Below are 15,833 nucleotides of genomic sequence, written 5' to 3' on the forward strand. Positions count from 1 at the left end.
GATGAATATCTGCGATTCGACTCGCGGCTCACCAGTTCAAGACGCCTATTCTTCTCAGTCTTCGGCATCAAGTCGTCGGGCCCCAGATCCTTGGCGGGAAAGTTGATCTGCCGGGTTCAAGAGGCTGCATGCCTGCATGGATAGGCAGCCGCAACCAATGCAGCCCATGAGGCGATTTTCTAGTTCTTCGATTGCTCGCCTGCGCGCTTCAAGGACAAGCTTCCACTGCGCGGTGGCCCGAATCCAGTCCTCTTCGGAGGGCAATCGATCCATCGGCACGGGAGCTAGTGCTCTCTTAATGTCGCTGAGAGCAATGCCCAATTGCTTGCCAACAGTAATCAGTGAAATTCGGCGAAGCAGGTGCCGCGGATAACGTCGCTGGTTTCCTGCCGTGCGCAATGACGCGATTAGTCCGACCTCTTCATAGTAATGAAGCGCAGAGCGAGCCACACCGGTGCGCTCGCTAACTTGGCCAATGGACAAAAGTTCCTCGGCCGGAACATCTTTTGGGCCTTCGTCTTGACTTGGCGTGGGAATCATCACCCATCCTCTCCTTGACCTCAAGGTTACTTGAGGTCTTAGCCTTGAAGTATTCAGTATCGTTGGCGGGAGATCAAAATCTTCCGTGTCGCCCGCTGAGCAACGCATTTCAACTCAGCTTAAAGGAGCTACTTGATGAGCCAATTGTCAGATGAATTCCGTGCCGCGTTCCGTCATCATCCAGCTGGCGTTGCACTCATTACCGCAACAGTGGACGAAATACCGTACGGATTGACGATTTCATCATTGGCTTCCTTGTCGATAGATCCTGTTGCCGTCTCATTTTCGCTTGCAAAAGAATCGGGAGCCGCGGGCGCCGTACTGGCAGCACCAAGTTTCATCATCCACATGCTCGGTGAAAAACATGAAGCTCTGGCGAATAATTTTGCACGGCCCGGCGCTCCCCGTTTCACACCTGATCAGAACTTCCATTTGCTGCCTACGGGTGAACCGTACTTCGAAGATGCGCCCGTTGCTTTCAGGTCTACAATTCATTCTTCAGTGAGCATCGGTGGCTCGCGATTGATAGCGGCAGAAGTTCACGACATTCTTCGCGGTGAAGAGCAACAGCATCTACTACACCAGAACAGGGAGTATTTAAAGCTCTCCGGGCTGTTCGCTGCCATCCATCATGACTGAATTTTCAGATCAGGATTGACCCCGGATACAGCTATGGCCGCCACAAGTGGCGGCCATAGCTGAATCTTGTCCTAGTCGCGGGTTAGACGGCGGTGGGTTACGCGATGCGGCTTCGCGGCATCAGCGCCCAAGCGCTCAATCTTGTTCGCTTCGTAGGACTCGAAGTTGCCCTCGAACCAGTACCAGTTCGAAGGGTTCTCCTCGGTGCCCTCGTAGGCCAAAATGTGCGTTGCAACTCGGTCCAGGAACCAGCGATCGTGGGAGACCACGACAGCGCAACCCGGGAAATCAAGCAAAGCATTTTCCAGCGATGACAGGGTCTCAACGTCCAAGTCGTTAGTTGGCTCATCGAGAAGCAACAGGTTGCCACCCTGCTTCAGGGTTAATGCCAGGTTCAAGCGGTTACGCTCACCACCGGAAAGCACGCCAGCCTTCTTTTGCTGGTCTGGTCCCTTGAAGCCGAACGCTGAAACATAAGCGCGCGACGGCATTTCAACCTGACCAACATTGATGTAGTCCAGTCCGTCGGAAACTACTTCCCACAACGACTTGTTGGGGTCGATGTTCTCGCGGTTCTGGTCAACGTATGAGATCTTGACGGTTTCGCCAATCTTCAGCGAACCCCCATTCAGATCTTCCATGCCAACAATGGTCTTGAAGAGAGTCGACTTACCGACACCGTTCGGACCAATTACGCCAACGATGCCGTTTCGTGGCAGCGAGAAGGACAGTCCGTCAATCAGAACGCGATCGCCGAAGCCCTTCTTCAGGTTGTCAGCTTCGATAACGACCTGGCCCAGGCGAGGACCTGGCGGAATCTGGATTTCTTCGAAGTCCAACTTGCGGGTGCGCTCTGCTTCCGCTGCCATCTCTTCGTAACGAGCCAGACGAGCCTTCGACTTGGTCTGACGGCCCTTGGCATTCGAACGAACCCATTCGAGTTCTTCAGCCAGTCGCTTGGCAAGCTTCTGGTCCTTCTTGCCTTGAACCTCCATGCGTTCGCGCTTCTTCTCCAGGTAGGTGGAGTAGTTGCCTTCGTATGGGTGGAGGCGACCGCGGTCAACTTCACAGATCCATTCGGCGACGTGGTCCAAGAAGTAGCGGTCGTGGGTAACAGCAAGGACTGCGCCTGGGTAAGCGGCTAGGTGCTGCTCCAACCAGAGCACAGATTCTGCGTCCAAGTGGTTGGTTGGTTCGTCAAGAAGCAGCAAATCTGGCTTCTGCAGCAACAGCTTGCACAAGGCGACGCGTCGACGTTCACCACCGGATAGGTGCGTGACCATCTCGTCGCCTGGTGGACAGCGCAATGCGTCCATCGCCTGTTCAAGCTGATTGTCGATGTCCCAAGCGTCAGCCGCATCAATAGCTTCCTGAAGCTTGCCCATCTCGTCGAGCAAAGCGTCGAAGTCGGCTCCTTCTTGAGCCATCTCTTCTGAAATCTCGTTAAAGCGCGTGATCTTCTCGTAGATCTCGCCAACGCCTTCCTGGACATTGCCCAAGACGGTCTTTTCTTCGTTCAGCGGTGGCTCCTGCATCAGGATGCCCACCGAATATCCTGGCGAGAGTCGTGCCTCGCCGTTGGACGGGGTGTCGAGACCCGCCATGATCTTCAAGATCGTTGACTTACCAGCACCGTTCGGTCCCACAACACCAATTTTGGCGCCTGGGAAGAACGACATACTGACATTGTCAAGGATGACTTTGTCACCAACGGCCTTACGAGCCTTGGTCATCGTATAAATGAATTCCGCCATGCTCTTAAGGCTAGTCGGTGACAGGGGTCAATTCCGAATTCTCAGCTAACTATTTTGGTTGGCGGTGTCCGGTTTCATATGAATGAACCAAACATCGCTAACCATCTCAAAATCAAGCCGCCTGATCGGTGCCTTTTGGCCAACTTGCATCGGCCTCCGTTGAACCCCCTTGGTGAACTTTACGGTCCGCCTCTGCAATGTCAGTGCGAACCCGTGTGAAGGAGCTTGTGCCGAATCGTAAATCATGCCCGATGCTATAGGCCTCGATATCCGCGCTATTGCCCTTCGTTCCATCCGCACGTTCAAATTCACGGATCTGCAGTTTTCCGAAAATCATCACATGGTCACCTTGCACCAGTGACTCCATGGTGTTTTCGGCCAATCCACGAAATGCGCTTATGGAGTACCAGTTCGTGGGCCCATCGACCCATTGGCCCGACTCCTGATCCCTCTTCCGCTCATGTGTTGCAACGCGAAATTTTAAGACGGACACACCTTTTGAAGTCACGCTTAATTGTGGATCCGTGCCGACAATCGCACGGATAGTCACCTGATCACTCACGAGTATCTACTCCTTAGGTTCCCTACGCCGAGGACTCTTCTCGGCGTTGCTTCCCATATTGCTGCAGTGCTCGAAGCTAGTTTTCGAGGTTCTGGCGAACTGTGGAGATTGAACCTGGAACCCCTGATCGAATCGCGCTGACAAGCAGGATCGCTGCAATGACTACCCCGGGGAGAATCCAGCCAGTCCATCCCAGGATTGACGATTCTGTTGAGTCCATCGACGCACCGAGTGTCATAAAAAGTGAGGTCAAACCTACACTGGCGTTAAACACGCCGTGCGCCAATGCGGCTGGCCAAACCGACTCGCTGTACGAACGAATCCAGCCGAGGAATGCGCCGAGCACAATGCAGACTCCGCACATTGCAATGACTCCCCATCCAGGGGCCAGTGGGTAGTTATAGCCAAGAAGGATCAGAGGTGCATGCCAGAATCCCCAAATAACACCCGAAAAGAGAATTGCCACCAATTTTCCCGAGGGCACCAGCCGCGGCCAAAGCCAACCGCGCCAGCCGACTTCTTCGCCTATCGCTAGGAGTGCGTTGGCCAGCCCTGCAAGGACAATGAGTAAGGCTTGATCTGCAAGGTAGAGCACTGGGCCCTTAGTCCCGGAGACGAAATGCAGGAGCGTGAAGTTTTGGAGATCGCCAGGAAAGACCCCAATCCACGTACCGACGATGGGCGCCTGAACAACCAATGCAATGGGTATCAGAAGCGCAAGAAGGACTGACACGAGAAATCGCATCGACCGCTTCAATGGCCAGATGCCTGTGTCACGCAGGAACGTGGACCCGCGTCGTTCGAGGAGAGATACCGCCAAAGCAGCCGCGGCAGGAGTGAACATCATGAGGGATGCAATCGCGGTGAAGCTCGGTTCGTTGAGCCCTTTGCCCAACCACAAGGGAGCCGCCACACACCAGGCGAGTATTAGGCTCAGTCCAACGAAGCACACGACACTCAGGCGACTGCCATATTTCAATCTCAGCAACCTAAGTACCCCTAGCCAGCGTTCTATGTTGAAGGATGCTTCCACCCTACCGACTTCAAGTCGAATTTTCGGCGAGCGATAAGCTAAACTATTTTCGGTTATGCCTCCGTAGCTCAGCTGGATAGAGCAAGAGCCTTCTAATCTCTAGGTCGTGGGTTCGAATCCCGCCGGGGGCACGAACACAAAAACCGCTGTTCACTTGGTAAAACAAGTGAATGGCGGTTCTTTTTTGTGCCGATGCTCGGGACATTTCAATCGTTTGCACCACAACAACACCACGATTTTGGTTTCAGCCTCCCCCGCTCGGGCGCTCCCTCCGCGTTCCTTCCGGCGAGATGATATTGAATTCCGGCTCCGGATCAAGCAACCAATGATCAGTGAGCCTCGTCGCCACATCATCATGCATATCACCCAGCATCTGCTGCCACTTGGCGAACATTGCCACCTGCGACCATTGGAAGATGTCCATGGGCACCCTCGATTCAGGTTCGAGCAAAAGCAGCCTCGCTGCTGCCGCATGCCCACTACCGCGTCCCCGCCCAACCGGAACACCAGACCAGGACGGAAACTCTTCCATGGCTGCCAGCCATCGCGGTAATCAATCAATCGGGCATCTGGGCTACGACAACTGATCTGAATCGACGCACTGCGCATGCCTCCTAGGCTCTTCAAAACAGGCAAGGAATCCACTGACACGCGTTGAATGGCAAGTCGAACCGAACAGGCGCCCGCAGCCGGCGCCCGAAACGCAACCACGCCCGCATGGAAGTGCGCCCTCCCAGTTAGAGGCAGGAATTCTTCCGGGAAGATACTTCAATAACCACTGCTCGCCTGCTCTTGCTCGTAGACGGCGGCCTCCTCCGATTCGCAATTGGCTGAGTCCGACCGCGGGTGCCCTCGATTCAGATTCAGCTCCCTCGACACAGGCACGTCTGGCGAAAAATGCCCTTCGGATCCCATTTCCTATGCGCGAGCTGAGTAAGACCGACACATCACCGCTGAATGTCACCCAAGGTTAACTGGCTAGTAACTTGGTTGGCGAGATTGCGATAAACTCTAGGAAATATAGAAACCAAGGGAAAACAGGGAATACTGTCAGATGACCCAACCGGTCGCCATTAGAGCGCGACACCTGCCCAAAGAACGCACCAGTATCAATTTAATATTCCTGCTTGCGGGATTATCGTTCGCTTCCTGGGCAGGGAGGCTGTCGATCATTGATGACGTCCTCGGATTCTCGGGTCTCGGCCTCGGTTCATTTCTCCTGTGCATGACTTTGGGCACGTTGATCGGCTTGTCGGTGATTCCGCTGATTAGCAAATACATCCCAAGCAAGCGCCTCCTTTGCATTCTGCCGCTCGGGCTTGCACTTTGCCTGCCGGTCCTTGGCGTAGCGATTTCATTTGCGGAGAGCACTTGGCTTGCCTACCTGGCACTTTTCATCAACGGCATCATTTTTGGATGCCTCGACATCATGATGAACGTCAGCGGCGCGCGGATCGAACGCCAGTTCGGGCGTAGCATCATGCCATCCCTGCATGGCTTTTTCAGCTTGGGATCACTGTTGGGCGCAGGATTGGCTACAGCTACGATCGCTATGCAAGTACGCAGCATCTGGCACTTTGCGTTCGTTTCAGTACTGATCATTGCCCTTGCCTTTATCGCCCACCTTGGCCTTTCGGAATGGGAAAACGAAAACTTCGCTGAGAGAGCCAAAGCCGCTGCGGAAGAGCGACCGCAAGGACTGCGCAACTTTGGACTTCTGCTGCTGCTTGGCCTGATGGTGGCCGGCCTCAGCTTCACCGAAGGTGCGGCCAACGATTGGATCGCGGTAGCCTCGGTAAGCGGCCATGGGCTGGAACACGAGACGGGCGCGCTGATGTTCACCCTCTTCGTGGGAGCCATGACCGTCGGACGCTTCCTTGGGGGGCACCTGGTTGACATGATGGGGCACAAGTACACCCTCTTGCTCATGGGCTCGATAGGGTTGCTGGGTGTCACATTGTTCATCATTGGTTCAACCCCGTTTTCCATCGGGCTGGGCTCTGCGATGTGGGGGCTGGGCAGTTCACTTGGGTTCCCTGTGGGAATGAGCATTGCAGCATCCCGTTCGGTGAGGCTGGGACCCAAGGCAGTGAGTATCATCAGTGCTTTCGGCTACGGAGCAATGCTCGGCGGCCCACCGCTGATTGGTTTTATCGTTGATGAAGCCGGACTCCCCCGGGCCTTGTGGATTTGCGCTGCAGTCCTCGTAGTGTCCCTGCTGCTAACACCGCGAGTAAGCCGTCGCCCACGGCCATAAGCACACCCGCTCTAGACCGGTAGTACGGCTCGCTCTTTGATGTTGCGCATGACGATGGTGCTGGTGAGCTTCTCCACGCCCGGCAGTTCGACCAGCACTTCATCATAAACACGCTGGTAGTGGCTCAAATCCTCGGCAAAAACCCGCAACAGGAAGTCGGGTTCGCCGAATAGCCGCTGCGCATCGACAATCAATTCTTCGCGTTCGACTGCCATCTCGAACTCTTTGAGCTGGGCGCGGTCCTTGAGCGTAGCGAAAACCAAGGCTTCAAAGCCGAGCCCGATTCGCTCAGGGGCGATCACAGCTTGATATCCAGCAATCACGCCCGAGCGCTCAAGTTCGCGGATACGCCGATGGCACGGAGCCACGGACAAGCCAATTTTGGCTGCCAGAGCTGTAGCGCTGATGCGTCCGTCAAGTTGCAATTCAGCAAGTATTGCACGGTCCAAGTCATCCATGAACTTAGCGTACAGCACAAATATATTGCGCTGTTTTCGAGAAGTGCATGATTATTTTGCGTCCATCTCCACTTTTGGCCAAAAACAGGCAAACACATTTGGTGTTAGTTTTCCTAGGCTTGAGGCAACGCAACTTGTTCCACAGAAGGTTGGATAATGGATTTCGCCCAGCTCACATCTTTTCTCCTGGTCTCAGTCACCTTGGCGTGCACGCCAGGAGCTGATTGGGCGTACATCATTTCCTCTGCCTTGAGGAAGCAAACCTACCAGCCCGCCGTCTGGGGACTGCTTTCGGGCTATCTCGTCCATACAGCGTTGCTGGTATGCGGGATCGCCGCGCTCGTGGCCAGTTCGCCAACCATGCTGATGTGGCTGACCGCGGCAGGATCCATCTACTTGCTCTGGCTTGGAATTTCCACGCTTCGGTCCTGCAAGAAGGCGACATTCTTCAGCGAACCTGCAGGCCCATCCGCCGATGAGATCTCCCACCGAGAGCTGGACGCGACAACCGAAACACGCAGCGCTGCGAGCGCAGGTGTCGCCCTGCTCCCTATGGCCGAGCAAACGATCCCGGCTCGCACCTCGTTTTTCAAGGGCCTGCTAACCAGCGGAACGAACCCCAAGGCCCTGTTGTTGTACGTCGCGCTCATCCCCCAATATCTGGATGCATCGCTGCCCATGCCGATGCCAGTTCAAACAGGCATCCTCGGATTGACCCACTTTGGCGTATCCATTGCCGTGTACTTCGCGGTTGCCTTGGCCGCTCGCGCCTTGCTCCGATCAAGGCCTCTTGCAGCTCGCATTGTGACGTTGCTTTCCGGGATCATCATGGTGCTGCTGTCTCTCGGTTTGATGTTCGATCAATTTTTCGCCGCATAGCTACTTCATTGAACACCGATCAAGACAATTGAACAGTGATCAAGTATGCTCTTAACCGATGGCGATTCAACCATCGATAGAGTTGGCCTAGGCGAGGCAGTTTTCGTTGCTGAGCAATACTGAGCCCTGAGCATCACGCTGGAGCACTTGTGGATCTACTGTCAATCCGATTGGAGAACGTCTCCGTTCGCTACGACGATCGGGCAGTACTCCGGGACGTCAGCATCAGTCTCGACGAACAACGCATTGGCGTGATTGGCGCCAACGGGGCAGGCAAAAGCACCTTGTCCCGTTTGCTCAATGGGCTCGTGCTGCCAACCGACGGGGCCGTCCATGTCGGAGGGCTGAACACCAGGCAGCATTCCAAGCAGATCAGGCGGGAAGTTGGGTTTGTCTTCCAGAATCCTGCCAATCAGATCATCATGCCCATCGTTTCCGACGATATCGCGTTTGGCCTGAAGAACTTGTCTCTGCCCAAATCCGAGCGGCAACAGCGCGTTGCCGAGACTCTGGACGAATTGAATATTTCGCATCTGGCGGATCGCGAGAGCCATACGCTCTCGGGTGGCGAACAGCAAATGGTGGCACTCGCTTCGGTATTGGCAATGCGGCCGCGCACTATCGTCTTCGACGAACCAACAACGATGCTGGATCTACGCAATCGGCTGGCCCTTCAGCATGAAATCGCCAAGCTATCCCAGCGAGCCATCGTCGTGACACACGACTTGGAAATTCTTGAGGATTTCGAACGCGTCCTCGTGATCACCGATGGAACGATCGCGTTTGATGGGGATCCCGCCGAAGCGATAGCTCATTACCGGCAATGGAGCCACGCATGATCGCCGCCAATAACTCGTCGTACCTTGCGCGAATCAAGCCCGGATGGAAGTTCGGTGCCCTGCTGGTTCTGAGCATAGCGCTGTATCTGATCACTTCGTGGATAGTTCTGTTGGCGCTGTTCATCGCAAGTGCCGGGTTGCTGCTCTCAGCTCGCGTTGACCCAAAACAGCTTCGTTTGCCGCTGATCTCGATCACCGTCATCCTCGGTATTGTTTTTGTTCTGCTCGGGATTCAAACCGACTGGCTTAACGCGTTGCGCTCGGTCCTGCGGCTGCTGACCATGTGCCTTCTTGCGTACTCGGTCAGCCTCACGACAAAATTTGAAGCCATGCTGGAGCTCTTTCAGCAAGTCGCTTCTCCCATTCGTTTCGTAGGCGGGAATCCAGCGCAAATTGCCTTGGCTTTTTCGATGACCATTCGCTTCATTCCAGAACTTAAAAAGGTGTACGTAGAAGTTCGCGAAGCCCAGCACGCTCGCGGATTGGCCAACAATCCACTGGCGGTGACCGTGCCGCTGGTCATCAGGTCATTGAAAATTGCTGAAGAAACAGCCGAGGCATTAGATGCCCGTGGCTATGATTCAGACCCAGCACCCCATCAGCGCTGAACCTCACCAGCATCACACTCGCAACATCAAGGAACCCCAATGTCTCGGAATTCTTCTTCGCAAACCAAAAACACGGTTTACGTTGCCCTCTTCGCCGCAATGATCGCAGCAATGGGCCTGCTTCCCCCTATCACCGTGGGCATCATTCCTGTGCCAATTACCCTGCAAACACTGGGCGTCATGCTGGCCGGAGCGCTTCTGGGCCCGTGGCGCGGAGCCATGTCCTCGCTGGTCGTCGTGGTCCTTGCCATCGCAGGCCTGCCGTTGCTTTCAGGTGGACGCGGGGGGCTGGGAGTGCTGCTCGGCCCCACCGGTGGCTATCTCGTCGGCTGGGTATTCGGTTCACTGGTTATTGGCCTGCTCTTCAAGTACTGGGTTCTTCGCAGGACTGGAAATGCAACGCGATTGCTTGCAGGACTTGCTTCCGTCATCATCGGCGGAATCGGTGTTATCTACTTGTGTGGCGTCCCTTGGACCGCGGCGATTACGGGTCTTGATTTTGGCACCTCGCTCATTGGATCAGCCGCTTTCCTCCCCGGAGACTTGTTCAAGGCTGTTGTTACGACGCTTGTCGCTCTCACCGTTCACCGCAGTTACCGCGGGCTGATGAGCTAGCAGCATGGACTTTTGGCATGCCCTTGCGGGCTGGGCAGATCGCTGGCCCGACAAGCCTGCGGTGATCTCTCCCCGTGGCGAGTTGACCTACGCCCAGCTTGCAGGGCGCGCCCAGCATCTTGCTGGTACTTTGCACCAACTAGCGCAGCAGCGCGTTGGCATTCTGACCAGCAACCCGACCACGATGGCTGTTGCCTTTCACGGCGCAGCCCTGGCGGGAAAGACCCTGATTGTCCTGGATCCGGCATGGCCTGCAGCCTTGCTTCATTCGATGATCAGAACCCTCAATTGCAGCCACGTGATGGCAAATGATGTCCTCGAACTCGCCCCGCGAATCCCGGCGACTACCCTAAGGATCCCGGATACATCCGATGCAGGGCCGTGGGTTGCGCACCAGCATCCCGATGACCGGGAACTTCTCATCATCTGCACTTCGGGAACCACCTCCCGGCCCAAAGCCATCATCAGGAGCGCGGCGTCATGGCAGGACTCCGTGGCAGGCGGCGCCTGCGTCTTGGAAGCCACGGAAGAAGCCATTACATTGTCCCCCGGGCCAATTTCGCACGGTCTTGGCCTTTACTCGCTGGTCGAGTCGATTCATACCGGTGGAACATTTGCGGGCACCGGACGATGGAGCGTTCAAGACACCAGATCCCTGCTGGGACGCGTTAGGTGCAACCGAATAGTCAGCGTGCCGACAATACTTGACCGGCTCCTTGCCCATGTGGAAGCAGAACTGCTATCGACGATCCGCTGGGTCGTCAGTGGCGGTGAATCACTATCTGCGCCGCTCGTTGCACGCCTTTATGGCCTGCCCGCGCTTGATTCCTGCGTCGAGTACTTCGGAAGCAGTGAACATAGCCTCATCGCCTACTCTTATCGAGAACCCGATGAAAAAAACGGGGGCAGTTTTTCAGGCCGGCTTTTCCCAGGCGTTTCAATTCACCTGCATGACCTCGATCCGGATACGGGAATTGGCACTGTCTACGTAGACAGCCCTTTTAACGCGGCCGGCTATGACCCGCAAACGGCACCACCCATTGCCCGGTGCAACAATTCGACCAGCATTCTGGACATGGCCATCCAATCCACCGATCAACGCATTACCTTCATCCGCCGCGACGATGGCATGCTGAATCTGCACGGCAACAACATTCACCCATCGGAACTGCTCGATGTACTCTCGAAGTTGAATGTTCATCAAGCCAAAATTCGCCTCGAAAGCATAGAGGGTGAACTGCGCCTGGTCGCGTACGTCCGCTCCCCCGTTCTCGAGCGTGAAATTATCCAAAATGCCTTTGCTAAGCAACTGCCGATTTTCAAGATGCCACACGAGGTCATCTTCTTGGAAGACTGGCCCCAGGCCTTTAGCGGCAAAACGTCTGTCGCGCACTTGGCGGATGATGCCCCAGAAATAGTCAAGAGAATACGATTACGATGAATAACGCCTATGTGATTGGCGCGCTTCGCACGCCAATTGTGCGAGCCGGCAAGGAATACGCACGGATCAGCGCCGACAAGCTTCTCGCCCCCTTGCTCACAGCCCTATTGGAAAGGGCAGGGCTAAGCCCGGACAAAGTCGATCATGTGTATCTGGGCAATGCTGCCGGGCCTGGAGGAAACATTGCCCGCGTTGCGGCACTTGCATCAGCATTGCCTCAAACGGTGAGCGCTACCAGCATGGATGCCCAATGCGCCAGTGGGCTGGAGGCCATCGCTGCTGGTGCCCGAATGATTCGCTGTGGTGAGGCCGACATCGTTCTAGCTGGCGGAGTCGAGTCGGTCAGCACCGCTCCCTGGAGGGTTGAGAAGCAAGAATCGGTCACAAGTCCGCCCAGGCTGTATTCGCGTGCAAGGTTCACTCCAGCTCCCGACGCCGATCCCGATATGGGTGTCGCGGCAGAAAACATCGCTGCCCGACTCGGAATCAGCCGGGAACGCCAAGATGCCTTCGCTTTGCAAAGCCACACACGAGCCATAGGGGCCCAGGCAGAAGGACTGTTCCACGATGAGTTGCTGCCGGTAAACACGTCAACGGGACTCATTGCCCAGGACACCTGCCCTCGACCTTCGCTCACCCCGAGGAAGCTTGCGGCCCTTAAGCCAGCTTTTGTGGAGGGCGGGAGCGTCACAGCGGGAAATTCATGCCCTGTCAACGATGGTGCTGCCGCTGTGCTGATTGTGAGCGAAAAGGTGCTGCAGGGCTTGAACCCGGCATTCGCGTTGAGGTACCTGTCTTCGGCATCTGGCGCGTGCGATCCCGAGATTCTTGGCATGGCCGCCGTACCGGCCTATCAGAAGCTGACAAGGATGCTGGGCAGCGACCAGCCAGTTCATGAGCCCTTGATTGAATTCAATGAAGCTTTCGCCGTGCAGGCGTTGGCTTGCCTCGAAGAGCTGGGCATCGATTCAACCACAGTGAATCGTCAAGGTGGTGCACTGGCGCTGGGTCATCCCTATGGGGCAAGTGGCGCCATATTGACCACAAGGCTGTTTTGGCAGGCAAGCAAACTTCGCCTTCCTGGCCAGCGGGCCCTGGCGCTGATGGCAGCTGCTGGCGGAACCGGAAGCGCCATCGCCTTCGAGTCCGTTGTTTCTTGACGTCGAACGGTTTCGACCCTAGATATTAAAACCTAGTGCCCGCATCTGCTCTCGCCCTTCGCCGGTGATGCGTTCTGGGCCCCATGGCGGGCTCCACACCCAATTTATGTGGTGTACGGTGACAAGATTTTTCAAGGCTTGGCTGATTTGCTCTTCAAGGATGTCCGTGAGCGGACACGCTGGCGTTGTCAGAGTCATATCGATTTCAAGCACGGCACCCTCAACGAAACGCAAGGCATAAACGAGTCCCAGGTCAACGATATTGACACCAAGTTCTGGGTCGATAACGTCCTTGAGGGCCTCCGCTATCTCGCCTATGGGGCGTGCGATCTTACTATTTGCAGTTGGTGCTGTTTCGCTCATCAACGACTCCACCTATCATTCTAAGGTTCCCCTAATTCTATTAAACGAAACTATAGTCACGTTTTTGCTTCTAACGCCAATCGGAGTCTCGTTGCGTTGGGAAACCGGCCAGGTGCGATCGTTCATGTTGGCTCAGCCTTGGCGGGCCAAGACCGGATAATTTAAAACACGAAAGGCCACCTCCATCCATATCGGATGAAAGCAGCCATTCGTGTTGATTTGTCGAGCTTAGATGTTGAAGCCGAGGGCTCGCATCTGATCGCGGCCATCGTCGGTAATGCGTTCTGGACCCCATGGCGGCATCCAGACCCAATTCAGGCGGTGGTCATCCACGACGCTCTCCAACGCCTTGGCTACCTGCTCCTCGATAATATCGGTGAGTGGGCAAGCCGCGGTGGTCAGGGTGAGGTCCAGCAGCAGTACGCCGTCTTCTGCGTACTTCAAGCCGTAGAGCAGCCCCAAGTCGACGATGTTGACGCCGAGCTCCGGGTCGATAACGTCCTTTAGCGCTTCCTCAACATCTTCCAGCGGAGTCGAGACGGCTCCCTGGCTTTGTTCGGTTGATTCACTCATGAAATTACCTTTAGGCCTTGACGTTCAGGTAGCGGTCGTAGCCTTCTTCTTCCAGGCGGTCAGCCAGTTCCGGGCCGCCCTGTTCAGCGACACGGCCGTCAACGAACACGTGCACGAACTCTGGCTTGATGTAGCGCAGGATGCGGGTGTAGTGGGTGATCAGCAAGGTGCCCATGTCGTTCTCGGCCTGGGCGCGGTTAACGCCCTCGGAGACGACCTTCAGCGCGTCAACGTCCAGGCCAGAGTCGGTCTCGTCGAGAACCGCGAACTTTGGCTTGAACAATTCGAGCTGAAGGATCTCAACACGCTTCTTCTCGCCGCCCGAGAAACCTTCGTTGACGTTACGGCCAGCGAAGTCGGCATCGATCTTCAGCTTGCCCATGGCTTCCTTGACGTCCTTGGTCCAGGTGCGCAGCTTCGGAGCTTCTCCGTCGATTGCGGTCTTGGCGGTGCGCAGGAAGTTGGTCATGGTTACGCCTGGCACCTCGACTGGGTACTGCATAGCCAGGAACAGGCCAGCCTTGGCACGCTCGTCAACGCTCATCTCCAGAACATCTTCACCATCGAGGGTGATGCTGCCGGAGGTGACGGTGTAGCGCGGGTGGCCAGCGATGGTCGAAGCCAAGGTCGACTTGCCCGAACCGTTGGGGCCCATGATTGCGTGGGTCTCGCCGGTGTTGATGGTGAGGGTTACACCCTTGAGAATTTCCTTCTCGCCCTGCTCGGTTTCAATCGAGACGTGCAGGTCCTTGATTTCCAGAGTAGACATACGTCGATCCGTTTCTTTCTAAAAAGCTCTGAGGCTAAAAAGCTGGTGAAGCGAGCGCTACCTAGTTCTCGGTAGCAGCCAATTCTTCTTCGATGGTGTCGGTCAGTCGCTCCTGCAGAGCTTCGTCGCCGATTTGCTGAACGATCTCGTTCAGGAAGCCGCGGACTACCAAGCGGCGGGCGGTCTTTTCATCGATACCGCGAGCCATCAGGTAGAACAGGTGCTCATCGTCGAAACGACCGGTGGTCGATGCGTGTCCGGCACCATCAATCAGGCCGGTTTCGATTTCCAGGTTTGGAACCGAATCGGCGCGTGCGCCGTCAGTCAGCACCAGGTTGCGGTTAGCTTCGTAGGAATCGGTGCCAACAGCGTCCTTCTGGATAAGCACATCGCCAACCCAGACGGTGTGCGCGTCCTTGCCCTGCAGCGCGCCCTTGTAGAGAACATTCGACTTGCAGTTGGCCACGGCGTGGTCAACGAACAAGCGGTGCTCCAGGTGCTGCCCAGCGTCGGCGAAGTACAGGCCGTACAGCTCGATTTCCGCGCGTTCGCCGGTGAAGCGAGCCGAGGGGTTCACGCGAACCAGGTCGCCACCGAAGGAAACTGCGATGTGCTTGAACGATGCGCCCTGGGCGACAAGAGCCTGCTGCGAGGACGCATGCACTGCGTCATCTTCCCAAGCCTGCAGGGACACGACGGTCAAGCGAGCGTTGGCACGAACGTCGAATTCAACGTTCTGGGCCAGAACTGCCGAACCAACGTGGTCCAGGATCACGGTGGCTTCCGAGTTTTCCTCAGCCACAACGATCAGGTGCTGAGCTGCTGGAGCCAGCGAATCACCGGTGATGCGAACGCTGGCGTTGGCACCCTCGGCGTTCTTGGGAATGGTCAGCACCTGGGTCTCGGAAGCGAACTTCCAAGCGTTGGCCGAAACACGGTCGTCCGGGGTGTGCGCCACGCCGTTCAGCGCGTCATCTGCCGACACGGCTGACAAAGTTGCGATTCCGTTGCCGGTCAGCTCGACCTTGGGAGCCGCGCCAGTGAGCTCGTCACTGTGCAGGCCCTTCAGCCGCTTGAGCGGGGTGAAGCGCCAATCTTCTTCGCGACCGGTCAGCTTGGCGAAATCCTCAACGTTGGTGCTGGTCAAGCGACCGGCACGCGAGGAATCCGGCACGCCAACGCCGCCGCCATGGCTGTGCGCCTTGGCCGACGCTCCGCCCAGGGGCGAATTGTCGTTGTCGTTGATCGGCGAAAGGTCTTCGCCCTCTTCGGTGAAACCAGGGATGGACGGAGCGCCGATGCGCACCTTCTCATCTGGGATATGGGTGGTGGTCTCCGACATT

18 protein-coding genes and 1 tRNA gene are annotated in these 15,833 nt (G+C 56.2%); 9 read left to right on the forward strand and 10 right to left on the reverse strand.

Annotation, left to right across the window (positions count from 1 at the left end):
- Positions 1–54: 54 nt before the first annotated feature.
- A complete protein-coding gene (soxR, locus tag AOZ07_RS09680) occupies positions 55–540 on the reverse strand; it encodes a redox-sensitive transcriptional activator SoxR (RefSeq protein ID WP_060701811.1) in 486 nt (161 codons plus the stop codon).
- A gap of 135 nt (positions 541–675) precedes the next feature.
- Between soxR and AOZ07_RS09685 the strand changes: the two genes are divergently transcribed.
- Positions 676–1,179, forward strand: a complete 504-nt coding sequence (locus AOZ07_RS09685) for a flavin reductase family protein (protein ID WP_060701812.1) — start codon at positions 676–678, stop codon at positions 1,177–1,179.
- A 71-nt stretch (positions 1,180–1,250) separates the two neighbouring features.
- Here the strand turns inward: AOZ07_RS09685 and ettA are convergent, their stop codons facing one another.
- The 3 genes from ettA to AOZ07_RS09700 form a co-directional block, all read right to left on the reverse strand.
- The gene (gene ettA / locus AOZ07_RS09690) at positions 1,251–2,933 is read right to left on the reverse strand and encodes an energy-dependent translational throttle protein EttA (protein ID WP_060701813.1); all 1,683 of its coding nucleotides are present in this window, start codon (positions 2,931–2,933) and stop codon (positions 1,251–1,253) included.
- 112 nt (positions 2,934–3,045) lie between these two features.
- Entirely contained in the window at positions 3,046–3,495 is a 450-nt protein-coding gene (locus AOZ07_RS09695; RefSeq protein WP_060701814.1) for a single-stranded DNA-binding protein, read from the reverse strand.
- Positions 3,496–3,571: 76 nt separating this feature from the next.
- The gene (locus tag AOZ07_RS09700) at positions 3,572–4,408 is read right to left on the reverse strand and encodes a CPBP family intramembrane glutamic endopeptidase (RefSeq protein ID WP_194943635.1); all 837 of its coding nucleotides are present in this window, start codon (positions 4,406–4,408) and stop codon (positions 3,572–3,574) included.
- Between the two features lie 177 nt (positions 4,409–4,585).
- Between AOZ07_RS09700 and AOZ07_RS09705 the strand changes: the two genes are divergently transcribed.
- Positions 4,586–4,659, forward strand: a tRNA-Arg gene (locus AOZ07_RS09705).
- A 113-nt stretch (positions 4,660–4,772) separates the two neighbouring features.
- Here AOZ07_RS09705 and AOZ07_RS18810 read toward each other — a convergent pair.
- The gene (locus AOZ07_RS18810) at positions 4,773–4,952 is read right to left on the reverse strand and encodes a hypothetical protein (protein ID WP_194943636.1); all 180 of its coding nucleotides are present in this window, start codon (positions 4,950–4,952) and stop codon (positions 4,773–4,775) included.
- 630 nt (positions 4,953–5,582) lie between these two features.
- Here AOZ07_RS18810 and AOZ07_RS09715 point away from each other — a divergent pair.
- Positions 5,583–6,785 carry an MFS transporter gene (locus tag AOZ07_RS09715; protein ID WP_084793206.1) on the forward strand — a complete coding sequence of 401 codons (1,203 nt, stop codon included), beginning with the start codon at positions 5,583–5,585 and terminating at the stop codon, positions 6,783–6,785.
- Between the two features lie 11 nt (positions 6,786–6,796).
- Here the strand turns inward: AOZ07_RS09715 and AOZ07_RS09720 are convergent, their stop codons facing one another.
- Positions 6,797–7,243 (reverse strand): Lrp/AsnC family transcriptional regulator, encoded by a 447-nt coding sequence (locus tag AOZ07_RS09720; protein WP_060703400.1) that lies wholly within the window; start codon positions 7,241–7,243, stop codon positions 6,797–6,799.
- A 156-nt stretch (positions 7,244–7,399) separates the two neighbouring features.
- Here AOZ07_RS09720 and AOZ07_RS09725 point away from each other — a divergent pair, with 156 nt between their 5' ends.
- The 6 genes from AOZ07_RS09725 to AOZ07_RS09750 all read left to right on the forward strand — a co-directional run bounded on the left by AOZ07_RS09725 (position 7,400) and on the right by AOZ07_RS09750 (position 12,785).
- Entirely contained in the window at positions 7,400–8,122 is a 723-nt protein-coding gene (locus AOZ07_RS09725; RefSeq protein ID WP_060701818.1) for a LysE family translocator, read from the forward strand.
- 149 nt (positions 8,123–8,271) lie between these two features.
- A complete protein-coding gene (locus tag AOZ07_RS09730; RefSeq protein WP_084793207.1) occupies positions 8,272–8,961 on the forward strand; it encodes an energy-coupling factor ABC transporter ATP-binding protein in 690 nt (229 codons plus the stop codon).
- A complete protein-coding gene (locus tag AOZ07_RS09735) occupies positions 8,958–9,569 on the forward strand; it encodes an energy-coupling factor transporter transmembrane component T family protein (RefSeq protein WP_060701819.1) in 612 nt (203 codons plus the stop codon). The genes AOZ07_RS09730 and AOZ07_RS09735 overlap by 4 nt, the downstream gene beginning before the upstream one ends.
- Before the next feature lie 39 nt (positions 9,570–9,608).
- Positions 9,609–10,184, forward strand: a complete 576-nt coding sequence (locus AOZ07_RS09740; protein WP_060701820.1) for a biotin transporter BioY — start codon at positions 9,609–9,611, stop codon at positions 10,182–10,184.
- Between the two features lie 4 nt (positions 10,185–10,188).
- Positions 10,189–11,625 carry a class I adenylate-forming enzyme family protein gene (locus tag AOZ07_RS09745; RefSeq protein WP_060701821.1) on the forward strand — a complete coding sequence of 479 codons (1,437 nt, stop codon included), beginning with the start codon at positions 10,189–10,191 and terminating at the stop codon, positions 11,623–11,625.
- A complete protein-coding gene (locus tag AOZ07_RS09750) occupies positions 11,622–12,785 on the forward strand; it encodes a thiolase family protein (protein WP_060701822.1) in 1,164 nt (387 codons plus the stop codon). The genes AOZ07_RS09745 and AOZ07_RS09750 overlap by 4 nt, the downstream gene beginning before the upstream one ends.
- Positions 12,786–12,803: 18 nt before the next feature.
- On the opposite strand, the gene AOZ07_RS09755 is transcribed toward AOZ07_RS09750, so the two are convergent.
- The 4 genes from AOZ07_RS09755 to sufD all read right to left on the reverse strand — a co-directional run bounded on the left by AOZ07_RS09755 (position 12,804) and on the right by sufD (position 15,832).
- Positions 12,804–13,148, reverse strand: a complete 345-nt coding sequence (locus tag AOZ07_RS09755; protein WP_060703402.1) for a metal-sulfur cluster assembly factor — start codon at positions 13,146–13,148, stop codon at positions 12,804–12,806.
- 228 nt (positions 13,149–13,376) lie between these two features.
- Positions 13,377–13,721, reverse strand: coding sequence for a metal-sulfur cluster assembly factor (locus AOZ07_RS09760; protein WP_060701823.1), 345 nt, complete (start codon positions 13,719–13,721; stop codon positions 13,377–13,379).
- A 10-nt stretch (positions 13,722–13,731) separates the two neighbouring features.
- The gene (sufC, locus tag AOZ07_RS09765; protein WP_060701824.1) at positions 13,732–14,490 is read right to left on the reverse strand and encodes a Fe-S cluster assembly ATPase SufC; all 759 of its coding nucleotides are present in this window, start codon (positions 14,488–14,490) and stop codon (positions 13,732–13,734) included.
- A gap of 61 nt (positions 14,491–14,551) precedes the next feature.
- Positions 14,552–15,832 carry a Fe-S cluster assembly protein SufD gene (gene sufD, locus AOZ07_RS09770; protein WP_084793209.1) on the reverse strand — a complete coding sequence of 427 codons (1,281 nt, stop codon included), beginning with the start codon at positions 15,830–15,832 and terminating at the stop codon, positions 14,552–14,554.
- Position 15,833: the final 1 nt, after the last annotated feature.

Source organism: Glutamicibacter halophytocola (genome assembly GCF_001302565.1).
GTDB classification, from domain to species: domain Bacteria; phylum Actinomycetota; class Actinomycetes; order Actinomycetales; family Micrococcaceae; genus Glutamicibacter; species Glutamicibacter halophytocola.

Bases quoted from the DNA above. Each gene is read 5' to 3' on its own strand.
- AOZ07_RS09745 (WP_060701821.1), top strand. From the start codon at position 10,189: ATGGACTTTTGGCATGCCCTTGCGGGCTGGGCAGATCGCTGGCCCGAC.
- AOZ07_RS18810 (WP_194943636.1), bottom strand. From the start codon at position 4,952: ATGGACATCTTCCAATGGTCGCAGGTGGCAATGTTCGCCAAGTGGCAG.
- sufC (WP_060701824.1), bottom strand. From the start codon at position 14,490: ATGTCTACTCTGGAAATCAAGGACCTGCACGTCTCGATTGAAACCGAG.
- AOZ07_RS09750 (WP_060701822.1), top strand. From the start codon at position 11,622: ATGAATAACGCCTATGTGATTGGCGCGCTTCGCACGCCAATTGTGCGA.
- AOZ07_RS09755 (WP_060703402.1), bottom strand. From the start codon at position 13,148: ATGAGCGAAACAGCACCAACTGCAAATAGTAAGATCGCACGCCCCATA.
- AOZ07_RS09740 (WP_060701820.1), top strand. From the start codon at position 9,609: ATGTCTCGGAATTCTTCTTCGCAAACCAAAAACACGGTTTACGTTGCC.
- sufD (WP_084793209.1), bottom strand. From the start codon at position 15,832: ATGTCGGAGACCACCACCCATATCCCAGATGAGAAGGTGCGCATCGGC.
- AOZ07_RS09735 (WP_060701819.1), top strand. From the start codon at position 8,958: ATGATCGCCGCCAATAACTCGTCGTACCTTGCGCGAATCAAGCCCGGA.
- AOZ07_RS09685 (WP_060701812.1), top strand. From the start codon at position 676: ATGAGCCAATTGTCAGATGAATTCCGTGCCGCGTTCCGTCATCATCCA.
- soxR (WP_060701811.1), bottom strand. From the start codon at position 540: ATGATTCCCACGCCAAGTCAAGACGAAGGCCCAAAAGATGTTCCGGCC.
- ettA (WP_060701813.1), bottom strand. From the start codon at position 2,933: ATGGCGGAATTCATTTATACGATGACCAAGGCTCGTAAGGCCGTTGGT.
- AOZ07_RS09715 (WP_084793206.1), top strand. From the start codon at position 5,583: ATGACCCAACCGGTCGCCATTAGAGCGCGACACCTGCCCAAAGAACGC.
- AOZ07_RS09725 (WP_060701818.1), top strand. From the start codon at position 7,400: ATGGATTTCGCCCAGCTCACATCTTTTCTCCTGGTCTCAGTCACCTTG.
- AOZ07_RS09720 (WP_060703400.1), bottom strand. From the start codon at position 7,243: ATGGATGACTTGGACCGTGCAATACTTGCTGAATTGCAACTTGACGGA.
- AOZ07_RS09760 (WP_060701823.1), bottom strand. From the start codon at position 13,721: ATGAGTGAATCAACCGAACAAAGCCAGGGAGCCGTCTCGACTCCGCTG.